The sequence below is a fragment of the Streptomyces sp. MAI_2237 genome, from assembly GCF_054189285.1.
Genome location: NZ_JAJPGQ010000003.1, coordinates 63,609 through 76,859 on the forward strand (window position 1 = coordinate 63,609; position 13,251 = coordinate 76,859).

Below are 13,251 nucleotides of genomic sequence, written 5' to 3' on the forward strand. Positions count from 1 at the left end.
CGCCGTACGGGCCCGCGCCCGAGGCCTGACGCCGCCGGGACCCGCGCCCCCGCCCGGAAGGTCCCGGGCCCGCGTGGCCCCGCCCGGAACCGCCGTGCCGTGGTTTCGCCGCCGTGGCCCGGGCGAGGACGTCCACCCCGCCGAGGCCACGGTGGCGGCCCTCAGGTCGCCGCCGGCGACGCGCTGCCCGGCGGTGACGAGAGAGTCTCGGTGGGTGAGGGCGGCACGCTCTCCGAGGGGGTCGGCGACGGCTGCGGACCGGACGGGCCGCCGCCGGGAGCGGAGGACGTCGCGGTCGGACCGGTCCCCGGGCCGTCCGTCCTGGACGACGACGAGCTCCCGCCCGGCCGGGCCGACTTCGAGGCCGACGGCGACGCCGACGCCGCGGCGGACGCGCTCGCCGACGCTCCCGGCGAGGGACTGCCGTGCAGACCGGACGCGCCGGGCGACGCCGACGGCGACAGCGAGGCGCCGATGCCGGAGGAGTCGTGCGACCCGTGCCCGCCCGGCGTCGAGGCGTCCTGGGGGCCCGGAGGCTCCGTGGACACCCCCGGCTGCAGGATGGGTGCGATCGGCGGCTGCTTCGGCAGCGGCTTCGGCGTCATCCCGGACACCCACGCGTAGCTGAGCCCGGTCAGCCCGGCCAGCGCGAGCGCGCACACCACGATCCGCAGGCGGGGCCGGCCGGCCGTGGAGCGCTTCGCGGCGCGGAAGAGCCGGCCGCCCAGCTTCACGGACAGGTAGAGGACACCCGCCATGGGACACAGCAGCATCACGCAGCCGATCACCCCGACCAGGCCCTCGGCGATCCGCCCGTCCCCGAACGCGGCCCCCGTACCGATGATCTGCTCGGTCAGCGACCGCGTCATCGTGGCCAGGATGCGCGGCAGGTTCCACAGCGCGTACCCCAGCTCGCCGACGATCAGCGGCACCATCGTCAGCACCCAGGTGGCGACGATGTGCCGGGCCGACTTCTTCAGCCCCGCGACCTCCTGGCGGGCCGCCGCCCCCTTCGCGCCCGGCAGCAGGCTCAGCAGGATCGGCTTGATCTTGCCGTAGAGGTCCGGCACCCCGGCGAGGTCGCCCAGGATGTAGTAGCCGTCCAGCCGGACGGCCGGCATGAGCTGCTCGAGGATCTCGAAGTGCCCCAGGTACACCGCGGCCAGGAAGAACTGCATCCCGGTCGCGAAGTACGCCGCGGCCATGGCGAGCATGAAGACGACGTTGAAGTACACCCCGCCCAGGTCGGTGCGGATGCGCCCGCCCCGCCCGATCCGGTAGACGTCCGTCACGTCGGTGTACATCGACGGCCAGATGAGGAACAGCCCGCAGCCGATGCAGCCGGGTCGGGCACCGCCGTACTTGCAGGCGGAGGCGTGGCCGAACTCGTGGAAGACGAGCGAGGCCACCGTCAGCACGAAGACGATGAGGATCAGTACCGGCTGGTCGAGGACCTGCAGGACCGGTTCGATCGCCCCGAAGAAGCCGAACAGCCACACGTCCATGGCCACCGCCGTCAGCAGGACGGCCACGACGACGGCCGGCCGGTGCAGCCAGGCGAAGGCCGACGCGATCCGCGCCGTCCGCTTCTCGTCGAAGATGACCCGGTGGCCCTTGAGGGCGAGCAGCAGGTCGGAGCGCGGGGCGTCGACCTCGTCGTCCTCCTGGCCGGCGGGCACCGTCACACCGAGCGGCTGGAGCTTGTTCTCCACCAGGTAGCGGACGTTGTCGCCGCTGACCTCGCGGCCGAACCGCGCGCTGACCCGGTGGGCAATCGTCTCGGCGTCGCGGACGCCGTCGATGCTCGACGCCACCAGGTACAGCAACCGGGACAGCTGCACGACCTGCCCGTCCCCCCGACGGGCGATGTACTTGGGGTCGGTGAAGCCCGACCCCTGGTACTCGCCGTGCAGTTGCAGCCCCGCGCTCAGCCGCGGGGCCGGTTCCGGCGGCTGTTCGACGACGGGCAGCTTGCCCGTCGCGACCTGCTCGTAGGTCACCGGCCAGCCGCCGGGTCCGGGCACGGGCCCGGTGTCGTACAGCGCCGTCGGACCGTTGCCGAGCACTGTCATGTGTGGTCTCCCCCCAGAGTCCTCGGCGCTTCCCCGGACCCGCCGCTTCCCCCCGGAAGCGCGGCGGGTTCCCCCCGGAACGCGCCGTGGGGGCGGACCGGGCCGTCAGGTGCTCACGGTCCGCCCCCTGGCCGCCACGGTGGCGGGTGCCGCTACTGCTGGACGGTGATGTTCTGCGTCGCCTGCGACTCGGCGTCCGACCACGAGGAGTGGTCGTTCAGGGCCGCGGACTCGTTGTGCGCCGAGATGTGGGCGACGTGCTTGGTGACGTTGACCGTCTTGCCGAAGCTGAACTTCAGCCGCCCCAGGGCCTCACGGCCCGGCAGCAGCTCCGCGCTCTCGGTGTCCAGCTCGCGCATGTCCATGCTCATGACGGATGTCCTTTCGGTGTTCTCGGGTGGATGGTGAGGTGGAGCGCGAGCGTTACTGCTGGACGATGATGTTCTGGGCGGCACCGGAGTCGGCCACGGACCACGAGGAGTGGTCGTTGAGGGCCGCGGACTCGTTGTGCGCCGAGATGTGGGCGACGTGCTTGGTGACGTTGACCGTCTTGCCGAAGCTGAACTTCAGCCGACCCAGGGCCTCGCGACCCGGCAGCAGCTCCGCGGACTCGGCCTCAAGCTCGTGGGCGTTCATCATGATCAATTCCCCCTCAGGGATGGGCACTTCCGATCAGACAGCGTCAGGTTCCCCCCGGACTCTGTCCAATCTGGTCGGACGGGCTGTCCAACGAGATTGGACACTAGGGCCTCGCGGGGCGGTCGCGCAACCCGTTCGGTGAATCACCCTTTCGGCGCCCCGGGGCCACGACCGTAGAATCGGCCCCGACATGGACGGTCCAGCCGACACAGCCAGCAGGAAGTGACCCACCCGTGGCCAACGCACTGCAGCAGTTGATCCGTGACCGCCTCGACCACAAGGGCTGGTCCTACGGCGATGTCGCACGCCGCGGCGGCGTCCCCCGCTCCACCGTCCACCACCTCGCCACCACCGAGCGCGTCGTCCGCATGCCCCAGTCGGCCACCCTGGAGGGACTGTCCAAGGGGCTGGAGCTGCCGTTGGACACCGTGCGCCGCGCCGCCGCCGAGGGCCTGCGGCATCCACGTCTACGGCAGCCCGGACACCGCCGGGTCGGACGCCGGCGCCACCGACCCCGAGGTCGACCTGCTCATCGCCAGCGTGCAGAAGCTCTCGGCCGACGACCGCCGGCATGTGACCGCCCTCGTGGAGTCACTGCTCGACCGCTCGGCCCCCCGCACGCCGGAGAAGTGACGCCGGGCCCGCCGGAGAAGTGACGGCCGGCCGAGCCGACTCGCGCCATCCGGTGAGCACGGACGGGCACCGTACGGCCCCCGGACGCGCCGAGTCCGTCAAGTCGGAAAAAGAATTCAACTCGCCCGAAAGCACCGAGATCCCCCGCTAGTCTCTCGTCCTGCCCGAGAAGCGTGAGCCGCCCCACGACCACGCCGGGCCCCTGGGGGGAAGTGTGTTGTTCGTGCATGGCGGACCGGCCACGGCCGTGGTCCGCGGACCCGCCGGCCAATCGGTCGTCCTGCTCTCGGGCGAACTGCCCGAGGTGCTCACGGAAGGAGCGGTGGCCGAACTCGTGGACCTGGCCGCCGCGATCCTGGACGCCGAGGAACTGGAGCTGTTCCACAGCTGTCTGGAGAGACTGCGCGGCGGGCTGCGCCCGGGCCGCCGGATAGAGGTCGACGGCGCCGTCCTCACGGTGTACGAAGGCTGAGCCGTACGCGAAGACCGAGCCGTACACGACGGCCGAGCCGCGCGCGGAGACCGATCCGCGCGCGAACCGTGAGCCGCGCCCGGAGGCCGCGCCGCACACGAAGCGTGACGACCGACCACGGAACGCTTCGTCCCGTGGGCGCGGTAGTGCCCGGAGCCGGACTTGAACCGGCACGCCCGCGAAGGGGCAGCGAGGTTTAAGCTCGCCGTGTCTGCATTCCACCATCCGGGCAGGCCATGGGCTCCGCGTCGAGGTTCCGAGCCTATCGGGACGCCTCCCCCGAACAGCGGCCCCACGGAGCGATGTTGTCTTATTTTATTGACGTCTGAGGGTGCATCAGCACGTGGAACACGCCATCCGCACTTGCCAACAGCCTTGCGCGAGACGCCCGCGCACGCATGCGGAATGACGGAATTTCACCGCCCGAACGAGGGTGCTCCACCGGTTCTCGACGCCGGCCCGAGCAAGCGCTTGCGCCCTGCCCGGCCGTCAGGGTCTCCCGTCATCCCCAGGTATGACACCGCGGCACCGGATCAGACCCGAGTCGCCCCCCGGAACCGGAACTGCGACTGACTACACGGGCCTGTGCGGCGACCACCATGGAACACGTCCCTTCCCGACGTCGTCCCCGCGAGGAGTCCCTTCCCGTGACCACCACACCCGTCGCCGACCGGTCCACCGCGACCGTGGCCGCACGCGCCACGGATCTTTCGAAGATCTACGGACAGGGCGAGACCCAGGTGGTCGCCCTGGACCGCGTCTCCGTGGACTTCCGGCAGGCCGAGTTCACCGCGATCATGGGCCCCTCCGGGTCGGGCAAGTCCACGCTGATGCACTGCGTGGCCGGCCTCGACACCTTCTCCTCCGGCTCGGTGCGCATCGGCGAGACCGAGCTGGGCTCCCTGAAGGACAAGCAGCTCACCAAGTTGCGCCGGGACAAGATCGGCTTCATCTTCCAGGCGTTCAACCTGCTGCCGACGCTCACGGCCCTGGAGAACATCACCCTCCCGATGGACATCGCGGGCCGCAAGCCGGACAAGCAGTGGCTGGACACCGTCATCCAGATGGTGGGCCTGCGCGACCGGCTCGGGCACCGCCCCTCCCAGCTCTCCGGCGGCCAGCAGCAGCGCGTCGCCGTCGCCCGCGCCCTCGCCTCCAAGCCGGACATCATCTTCGGCGACGAGCCGACCGGAAACCTCGACTCCCGCTCCGGCGCCGAGGTGCTGGGCTTCCTGCGCAACTCCGTACGGGAGTTGGGGCAGACGGTGGTGATGGTGACCCACGACCCGGTGGCGGCCGCGTACGCGGATCGGGTGGTGTTCCTCGCGGACGGACGGATCGTCGACCACATGTACGGCCCGACGGCCGAGACGGTCCTCGACTTCATGAAGCAGTTCGACGCGAAGGGCCGTACGAGCTGATGTTCCGCACCGCCCTGCGCAACGTGCTTGCGCACAAGGCCAGACTGCTGATGACCGTGCTCGCCGTGATGCTCGGCGTCGCGTTCGTCTCCGGGACCCTGGTCTTCACCAACACCATCTCCGACGCCTACCAGAACAGTTCGGCCAAGGGCTTCGACCGGGTCGACGTCGCCGTGTCCGCCAAGTCCCAGGAGGACAAGGGCAACACGATCGGCAAGACGCCCGAGCTGACCCAGGCCATGCTCGACCGGAGCGCGAAGGTGCCGGGCGCCGCCTCCGCGGTCGGCGTCGTCAACGGCTTCACCGCCATCGCCGACAAGCACGGCAAGCTCATCGGCCGCGGCTTCCAGTCGCAGGGCGGGAACTACTGGGGCGACAAGGACGCCCGGTACCCGCTGAAGTCCGGCCGCGCGCCGCATGGCGCGAGCGAGGTCGCCATCGACGCCAAGACGGCCCGGCGCGCCGGGTACACGGTCGGCGACACCGTCCGCCTCTCCGTCGACGGCCCGGTCCTCACCCCTAGGATCAGCGGCGTCTTCACCACCGACGACGGCAACGTCGCCGCCGGCGGCAGCCTCGCCCTGTTCGACACGGCCACCGCCCAGAAGCTCTTCGGCAAGCCGGGCACGTACGACGAGATCGACGTGACGGCCGCCGCCCGCACCTCCCAGACCGCGCTGAAGGCCGAACTGGACAAGGCGCTGGGCACGAAGCTGGTGGAGACCACCACCGGCAAGAAGCTCGCCGACGACCAGGCCGAGCAGATCTCCTCCTCGATGAGCGGACTCAAGCAGGGGCTGCTGGTCTTCGCGGGCATCGCGCTCTTCGTCGGCACGTTCATCATCGCCAACACCTTCACCATGCTGGTCGCCCAGCGCACCCGGGAACTCGCGCTGATGCGCGCGGTCGGCGCCTCGCGCCGCCAGGTCACCCGGTCGGTGCTGATCGAGGCGTTCGTGGTCGGCACGGTCGCGGGGGTCACGGGCCTGGTCGCGGGCATCGGCATCGGCGCCGGACTGCGCTCGCTGATGGGCACCCTCGGCGCCACCGTCCCGGACGGGCCGCTGGTCATCACGCCGGGCACCGTCGCGACCGCCCTCGTGGTCGGCATCGTCATCACGATGCTGGCTGCCTGGCTGCCCGGCCGCCGGGCCGCGAAGATCCCGCCGGTCGCCGCGATGAGCAGCATCCACGCCCAGGCGACGACCAAGTCGCTGGTGCTGCGCAACACGCTGGGCGCGCTGTTCAGCGCGGCGGGCGTCGCGGTGGTCCTGGCCGCCACGACGATGGACGGCTCGGACGGTCAGGCCCCGATGGGCCTCGGCGCGGTCCTGCTCATCATCGGCGTCTTCATCCTCACTCCGTTGCTGTCACGCCCGCTGATCGCGGCCGCGGCACCGGTCCTCAGGGTCTTCGGCGTCGCCGGCAAGCTGGCCCGCCAGAACTCGGTGCGCAACCCGCGCCGCACCGCGGCCACCGCCTCCGCGCTGATGATCGGGCTCACCCTCATCACCGGCATGACGGTGATGGCGGGCAGCCTGCAGAAGTCGATCGACAAGATGGCCTCCTCCGCCATCCGCGCCGACTACGTGGTCTCCATGGCGAACGGCAACTACCTCTCGCCGGACGTCGACCGGAAGCTGAACGCGACCGGCGGGGTCACCGCCACCAGCCCGCTGCGCAACGTCTACTCGCGCATCGACGGCACGGGCGAGTCCCTGACCGGCGTGAACGGCGCCGCGATCGGGAAGCTGACCGACCTCAAGGTCGACCAGGGCACCTTCAAGGTGGACGGCACCCAGGTCGTCGTCGACAAGGAGACCGCCCGTTCGCACGGCTGGAAGGCGGGCTCGGCCTTCACGGCGCACTACGAGGACGGCAAGTCGTCCCGCCTGACCGTGTCCGGGATCTACGAGGGCAACGAACTGATCCGGGGCATCCTGCTCGACAAGGCGGTCGTCACCCCGCACACGACCGACCCGGGCGACATGCAGGTCCTGGTCAGGACGGCCGACGGGGCGTCGAGCGCCACGAAGGACAAGCTGGAGAAGGCCCTCGGCACCAACCCGGCGATCAAGGTCCAGAGCAAGCAGGACCTGTCCAACGACATCGCGCAGATGTTCACGCTGATGCTGAACATGCTCTACGGCCTGCTGGCCATGGCGGTGATCGTGGCCGTCCTCGGTGTCATCAACACCCTGGCCATGTCGGTCTTCGAACGCTCGCAGGAGATCGGCATGCTCCGCGCGATCGGCCTGGACCGCAAGGGCGTCAAGCGCATGGTGCGCCTGGAGTCCCTGGTCATCTCCCTGTTCGGCGGGGTGCTCGGCATCGGACTGGGCGTCTTCTTCGGTTGGGCGGCCGGCGAGCTGCTCGGCACCAAGATGGCAACGTACGAACTGGTCCTGCCCTGGGCGCGGATGGCCGTCTTCCTCCTGCTCGCGGCGACGGTCGGCATCCTGGCGGCACTGTGGCCGGCCCGGCGCGCGGCCCGCCTGAACATGCTGACGGCGATCAAGTCGGAGTAGCGGCACATACGAGGGGTGCGCTCCCCAGGCCCGGGCCCGCAGCGGCATTCCGGACCCGCCGTCCTCCGGTGTCCGTACGGCCAGCACCTGGTTGACGCCGATGCGGTTGTGCTCGAAGGCGAGGGCGCAGGCGGCCATGTACAGCCGCCACACCCTGGCCCGCCCCGGCCCGGCGAGCCGCATCGCGCGTGGCCACTGGGCCTGCAGGTTGGCCACCCACCAGCGCAGGGTGAGACCGTAGTGCTCGCGGAGGGACTCCACGTCGCGCACCTCGAACCCGGCGCGCTCGAGCTGGGTGACGGTCGTGCCGAGGGGCGCGAGCTCGCCGTCGGGGAAGACGTAGGCGTCGATGAACTCGTCGACGTCGTACGCCGACTCGTCGCGCTGCGGCCGGCGCGCGATCTGGTGGTTGAGCAGCCGTCCGCCCGGCCGCAGCAGCCGGCGCAGGGTCTCGGCGTACTCCAGGTACCGGTCCGCGCCCACGTGTTCGGCCATCCCGATGGAGGAGATGGCGTCGTAGGGCCCGTCGGCGACGTCCCGGTAGTCCTGCACCCGGATCTCGACCCGGTCGGTCAGCCCCTCGTCGGCGACGCGCTTGCGGGCGTAGGCGGCCTGTTCGTGGGAGAGCGTGATGCCGACGACGTGCACGCCGTGCTCGCGTGCCGCGTGGATGGCCATGGAGCCCCAGCCGCATCCGACGTCGAGGAGCCGCTGTCCCCGCGTCAGACCGAGCTTGCGGCAGACGAGTTCGAGCTTGTCGTGCTGGGCCTGCTCCAGGGTGGCGTCCGGGGCGGGCCAGTAGGCGCACGAGTAGACCATCGACGGGCCGAGGACGATCTCGTAGAAGTCGTTGCCGACGTCGTAGTGGTGGCTGATGGCGCGCTTGTCGGTGCGCTGGGTGTGCAGGTGGTGGGCTCTGCGGACCTCCTCGCGGGGCGGCGCGGGTGGCCACGGCAGCCCGGCGATCCGCACCAGGCCGCGTGCGGCGGCCCGTACCTCGGGGTCCCGCAGCATCTGCACCAGGCCGCGGGCGTCCTCCCCGCGCTCCCAGACCAGCTCCGCCATGAGGTCGAGGGCGGCGTACAGGTCCCCCTCGATGTCCAGGTCGCCGGCGACCCAGGCCCGCGCGAGCCCCAGCTCCCCCGGTTTCCACAGCAGGCGGCGCACGGCGCGGCGGTTGCGCACGACCAGGGCGGGCGCGTCCGGCGGCCCCGCCTGCGAACCGTCCCAGGCGCGGATGCGCACCGGCAACGGCGCTCCCAGCAACTGCTCGACGAGGCTCTTCAGCCGCGACGCGGCGTCGGCCATGGCGCACACCTCCGTGACAGGCGATCCCGGAATGCCCAGCACCACGTAAACAAAACCCGGGCGATTGTGCAGTCCCCCGGAGCCGTCACGAATATGCAAAAGGGTGCAGGGACCACCTACTTGGGTCGCCCACGGAGAGTCCGAGCCCGCCGTCCGGAACGCCGAAGGACCTCCCGCACCACGGATGGCGGGAGGTCCTTCGGTTCGTGCGGCGACCGGGACTCCGGTCAGGAGGCCTTGGCCTCGGTCTTCTCCTGCTTCGCCGCCGCCGGGACGGGCTTGGCGGCCTCGTAGAACTCCTCGCGGGGGTTCTCCATGGCGCCCAGGGAGACGACCTCGCGCTTGAGGAACATGCCGAGGGTCCAGTCGGCGAAGACGCGGATCTTGCGGTTGAAGGTCGGCATCGCCATGCCGTGGTAGCCACGGTGCATGTACCAGGCGAGACGGCCCTTGAGCTTGATCTTCATCTTGCCCATGACGATCATCGCGACGCCCTTGTGCAGGCCGAGACCGGCCACCGCACCCTTGTTGGCGTGGCTGTAGTCCTTCTGCGGGAAGCCCCGCAGGCCGGAGATGACGTTGTCGCCGAGGACCCTGGCCTGACGCAGCGCGTGCTGGGCGTTCGGCGGGCACCAGGCGTTCTCGTTGCCCGCCTTGCGGCCGACGAGGTCCGGGACCTGGGCGTTGTCGCCGGCGGCCCAGATGTAGTCGGTGCCCTTGACCTGGAGGGTCGGCTCGCAGTCGACGTGACCGCGGGGGCCGAGCGGCAGGCCGTAGCGGGCCAGCGCCGGGTTGGGCTTCACACCGGCGGTCCACACGATCGTGTTGGAGTCGACCTCGAGGCCGTTCTTCAGCACGACGTGACCGTCGACGCAGGAGTCCATCGAGGTGGAGAGGTAGATCTCCACGCCGCGGCTCTCCAGGTGCTCCTTGCCGTAGGCGCCCAGCTTGGGACCGACCTCGGGCAGGATCTTGTCGGCGGCGTCCACGAGGACGAAGCGCATGTCCTCGCGGGAGACGTTCTTGTAGTACTTGGCCGCGTCGCGGGCCATGTCCTCGACCTCACCGATGGTCTCCGCGCCGGCGAAGCCGCCGCCGATGAAGACGAAGGTGAGGGCCTTGCGGCGGATCTCCTCGTCCGTGGTGGAGTCGGCCTTGTCCAGCTGCTCCAGCACGTGGTTGCGCAGGCCGATGGCCTCCTCGATGCCCTTCATGCCGATGCCCTGCTCGGCGAGGCCGGGGATCGGGAAGGTGCGGGAGACCGCGCCGAGCGCGATCACCAGGTAGTCGAAGGGCAGCTCGTACGCCTCACCGACCAGCGGGGAGATCGTGGCCACCTTGCGGTCCTGGTCGATGGTGGTGACGCGGCCGGTGAGGACCTCCGCCTTCGGCAGCACGCGTCGCAACGGGACGACGACGTGGCGCGGGGAGATGTTGCCGGCTGCCGTTTCGGGGAGGAAGGGCTGGTAGGTCATGTACGACCGGGGGTCGACGACCGTGACGGTCGCCTCGCCGTAGCGCATCTTCTTGAGGATGCGCCGAGCTGCGTACAGGCCTACGTACCCACCGCCTACTACGAGGATCCTGGGACGCTCCGTGGTGCTCATGGCATCGAGTATCCACCCGCCTGAGGGGGGTAGCTCGTGCGCCCCTTCACAAGCTCGGACAGGGGGTGTGTTATTCTCCGCGACCCACGTGCCACAGGTCATGTCGCCGGCCCTCGGGCCGGGTCCGTTACGACCCGTTGTCAATGCCGCGTGAGCTGCCTCTCTGGGCCCGCGGAGGTGCGGTGAGCCCTCCGAAACACCCCTTCGCGAGAACCTCCGGGACCCTCTTCATACCACGATTCTGAACATGTTCAAGGGGCCTTTGGGCCCTCGAAAGGCCCAACCGGGACCGTTTCATGGTCTCCGGGGACGGAATTCCTTGTGAAGAACTTCACGAACTTTCCGGAGGACACATCGCAGAGGGGCCCGCGAAGGCCCCTCCGTGACGCTCATACGCTATCCGACCTGCTCGTCAGAGAGCTACCCATCGGTAACAATCGAGACCTACGCCACCGACCACGCGATGCCGTCGAGGATGTCGTGCTCGCTGACGACGACCTCCTCGGCGCCCGTCCGCTCCATGATCGACAGCAGGACGAGAGCCCCGGCGGCGATGACGTCGACGCGCCCGGGGTGCATCGAGGGGACGGCCGCGCGCTCGGCGTGGGTGGAGCGCAGCAGCCGGTCGGTGATCTCGCGGACGCGCTCGCGCGAGACACGGGAGTGGTGGATGCGCGCGGAGTCGTACGCGGGCAGCTCCTGGGCGATGGCCGACACCGTGGTCACCGAGCCGGCGAGCCCGACCAGGGTCCGCGCCTCGCCGAGCGGGACCGTTTCCTCGGCGAGGTCCAGGGCCCGCTCGATGTCGGCGCGTACGGCCGCGATCTGCTCCTCGGAGGGAGGGTCGCTGACGGCGCCGTCGACCACGAGGTGCCGCTCGGTCATCCGCACGCAGCCGACGTCCACCGAGCGCGCGGCCCGCACGTGGTCGTCCCCCACGACGAACTCCGTCGACCCCCCGCCGATGTCCACGACCAGGTAGGGCCGGGCGAGGTCGTCGCGGCCCTTCAGCTCGTTGGTCGCGCCGGTGAAGGAGAACTCCGCCTCCTGCTCGCCGGAGATCACCTCGGGCTCGACGCCGAGGATGTCGACGACGCCCCGCACGAAGTCGTCCCGGTTGGAGGCGTCCCGGGAGGCCGAGGTGGCCACGAAACGGACCTTCTCGGCGCCCAGGTCGCGGATCACCTCCGCGTACTCACGGCAGGCCGCGAACGTCCGCTCCAGCGCCTCCGGCGCCAGCCGGCCGGTGCGGTCCACGTCCTGACCGAGCCGCACGATCGTCATGCGCCGGTCCAGCTCCAGCAGTTCGCCGGTGCCGGGGTTGACGTCGGCGACCAGCAGCCGGATGGAGTTGGTGCCGCAGTCGACCGCGGCGACCCGGGTGAAGCCCCTGGGCGTCATCGGCCGGGCCGAGAAGAAGCCGCTGCGGATCACGGTCGGGTCCTCCTCGGCCTCCTCGCCGGGGAGTTCGTCGGCCGGGTCGGGAGCCGCCAGCCGCTGCACGCACGGGCCCTTGCGCCACCACTCGGGCAGCATCGCGATCGCCTCGTCGCCCAGCGGGTTCACGCCCGGGCCCGCGGCGAGGGAGTGACCCACCAGCACGTGCAGGCACTTCACCCGGTCCGGCATGCCGCCCGCGCTCGGGAAGCCCTCCAGGACCTCGATCTCGTCCCGGCGCCGGATGTAGTCCTCGTGCGCGGCCCGGTACGCGGCGGCCAGCTCCGGGTCGGTCTGCAGCCGCTCCGTCATCTCCTTCATGACGCCGTTCGCCTCCAGCGTGCCGATGGCCGAGGCGGCGCGCGGGCACGTCAGGTAGTACGTCGTCGGGAAGGGCGTGCCGTCCGGCAGCCGGGGCGCCGTCTCCACGACGTCCGGCTGCCCGCACGGGCAGCGGTGGGCGATCGCGCGCAGCCCGCGCGGCGGCCGCCCGAGCTGCTGCTTGAAGGCCTCGACGTCGGCGTCGGTGGGCTCGGTGCGCGGGGTGGGCGGCGGAGGCGTTTCCACGGAGAACTGTCTTTCTGCTCAGGTCACTGGTCGGAGGCGTCGGACTTGTCGACCCCGTCCCAGAAGTTCGCGTACCACGGGCGGTCGGCGGCGCCCAGTCCGGCGCGCGACTGCCTGGCGCGGTCCGGGTCGACGACGACGTATCCCGTCTCGCCCGGCATCACATAGTGCAGCCGCTGCCGGATCTGCTGCTCGGCGTAGGAGTCGTCCTTCCAGCGCGCCTTGAGGTCGCGCAGCTGCTCGACCCGCTCCTCGGCCTGCTGCTTCTGGCGCTCCAGGTCGGAGATCTCGGCGCGCTGGGAGACGTACTGCCTTATCGGATAGGCGAGGGCCACGACGAGGGTGCACAGCACCAGGGCCAGCAGCGCGGCCCGGCCCGTCAGCCGGGAGCGGCGGGCCTGCCGTTTGGTCTGGGAGCGGTAGACCCGGGCCGCCGTCTGCTCGCCGAGCAGCCTGAGCCTGGTCGCGGTGGAGAACCGGTCCCGGTCCTTCACGGCCATGTCCGCGCCTCCCGTTCATGCCGTTCACACGTGCGTACGTCCCCGCACACGGTACGGGACCGGTACG

Annotated in this window: 9 protein-coding genes, 1 tRNA gene and 2 pseudogenes; 3 read left to right on the forward strand and 9 right to left on the reverse strand. The window is 70.7% G+C overall.

The window, feature by feature from the left end; translation table 11 throughout:
• Window positions 1-161 precede the first annotated feature (161 nt).
• The 3 genes from LN251_RS10550 to LN251_RS10560 all read right to left on the reverse strand — a co-directional run bounded on the left by LN251_RS10550 (window position 162) and on the right by LN251_RS10560 (window position 2,711).
• On the reverse strand, window positions 162-2,072 hold the full coding sequence (locus LN251_RS10550) for a hypothetical protein (RefSeq protein ID WP_458244204.1): 1,911 nt from the start codon (window positions 2,070-2,072) through the stop codon (window positions 162-164).
• Between the two features lie 152 nt (window positions 2,073-2,224).
• A complete protein-coding gene (locus tag LN251_RS10555) occupies window positions 2,225-2,443 on the reverse strand; it encodes a hypothetical protein (RefSeq protein WP_058924895.1) in 219 nt (72 codons plus the stop codon).
• Between the two features lie 52 nt (window positions 2,444-2,495).
• Window positions 2,496-2,711, reverse strand: coding sequence for a hypothetical protein (locus tag LN251_RS10560; protein WP_203237716.1), 216 nt, complete (start codon window positions 2,709-2,711; stop codon window positions 2,496-2,498).
• 856 nt (window positions 2,712-3,567) lie between these two features.
• Between LN251_RS10560 and LN251_RS10565 the strand changes: the two genes are divergently transcribed.
• A complete protein-coding gene (locus LN251_RS10565; protein ID WP_458244205.1) occupies window positions 3,568-3,816 on the forward strand; it encodes a hypothetical protein in 249 nt (82 codons plus the stop codon).
• A gap of 147 nt (window positions 3,817-3,963) precedes the next feature.
• On the opposite strand, the gene LN251_RS10570 is transcribed toward LN251_RS10565, so the two are convergent.
• A tRNA-Leu gene (locus tag LN251_RS10570) sits at window positions 3,964-4,047 on the reverse strand.
• Window positions 4,048-4,463: 416 nt separating this feature from the next.
• Here LN251_RS10570 and LN251_RS10575 point away from each other — a divergent pair.
• Both LN251_RS10575 and LN251_RS10580 read left to right on the forward strand, forming a co-directional pair.
• Complete coding sequence (locus tag LN251_RS10575) at window positions 4,464-5,237, forward strand: ABC transporter ATP-binding protein (RefSeq protein WP_362995751.1); 774 nt, start codon at window positions 4,464-4,466, stop codon at window positions 5,235-5,237.
• On the forward strand, window positions 5,237-7,765 hold the full coding sequence (locus tag LN251_RS10580; RefSeq protein WP_458244206.1) for an ABC transporter permease: 2,529 nt from the start codon (window positions 5,237-5,239) through the stop codon (window positions 7,763-7,765). Before LN251_RS10575 ends, LN251_RS10580 begins: the two co-directional genes overlap by 1 nt.
• A 21-nt stretch (window positions 7,766-7,786) precedes the next feature.
• Here LN251_RS10580 and LN251_RS10585 read toward each other — a convergent pair.
• The 5 genes and pseudogenes from LN251_RS10585 to LN251_RS10605 all read right to left on the reverse strand — a co-directional run.
• Window positions 7,787-9,073, reverse strand: a pseudogene (locus LN251_RS10585) (class I SAM-dependent methyltransferase); the annotation flags it as partial.
• Window positions 9,074-9,300: 227 nt separating this feature from the next.
• Entirely contained in the window at window positions 9,301-10,680 is a 1,380-nt protein-coding gene (locus LN251_RS10590; RefSeq protein ID WP_458244207.1) for an NAD(P)/FAD-dependent oxidoreductase, read from the reverse strand.
• A 444-nt stretch (window positions 10,681-11,124) separates the two neighbouring features.
• Window positions 11,125-12,081 carry a Ppx/GppA phosphatase family protein gene (locus LN251_RS10595; protein WP_458246692.1) on the reverse strand — a complete coding sequence of 319 codons (957 nt, stop codon included), beginning with the start codon at window positions 12,079-12,081 and terminating at the stop codon, window positions 11,125-11,127.
• Between the two features lie 153 nt (window positions 12,082-12,234).
• Window positions 12,235-12,684, reverse strand: a pseudogene (locus LN251_RS10600) (DUF501 domain-containing protein); the annotation flags it as partial.
• A gap of 23 nt (window positions 12,685-12,707) precedes the next feature.
• Complete coding sequence (locus LN251_RS10605) at window positions 12,708-13,184, reverse strand: FtsB family cell division protein (protein ID WP_458244208.1); 477 nt, start codon at window positions 13,182-13,184, stop codon at window positions 12,708-12,710.
• Window positions 13,185-13,251: the final 67 nt, after the last annotated feature.

What these genes read in the sequence shown, in the direction of transcription:
- LN251_RS10595 (WP_458246692.1), bottom strand. Translation starts at nt 12,081, where the DNA reads ATGACGCCCAGGGGCTTCACCCGGGTCGCCGCGGTCGACTGCGGCACC.
- LN251_RS10550 (WP_458244204.1), bottom strand. Translation starts at nt 2,072, where the DNA reads ATGACAGTGCTCGGCAACGGTCCGACGGCGCTGTACGACACCGGGCCC.
- LN251_RS10590 (WP_458244207.1), bottom strand. Translation starts at nt 10,680, where the DNA reads ATGAGCACCACGGAGCGTCCCAGGATCCTCGTAGTAGGCGGTGGGTAC.
- LN251_RS10605 (WP_458244208.1), bottom strand. Translation starts at nt 13,184, where the DNA reads ATGGCCGTGAAGGACCGGGACCGGTTCTCCACCGCGACCAGGCTCAGG.
- LN251_RS10580 (WP_458244206.1), top strand. Translation starts at nt 5,237, where the DNA reads ATGTTCCGCACCGCCCTGCGCAACGTGCTTGCGCACAAGGCCAGACTG.
- LN251_RS10555 (WP_058924895.1), bottom strand. Translation starts at nt 2,443, where the DNA reads ATGAGCATGGACATGCGCGAGCTGGACACCGAGAGCGCGGAGCTGCTG.
- LN251_RS10560 (WP_203237716.1), bottom strand. Translation starts at nt 2,711, where the DNA reads ATGATGAACGCCCACGAGCTTGAGGCCGAGTCCGCGGAGCTGCTGCCG.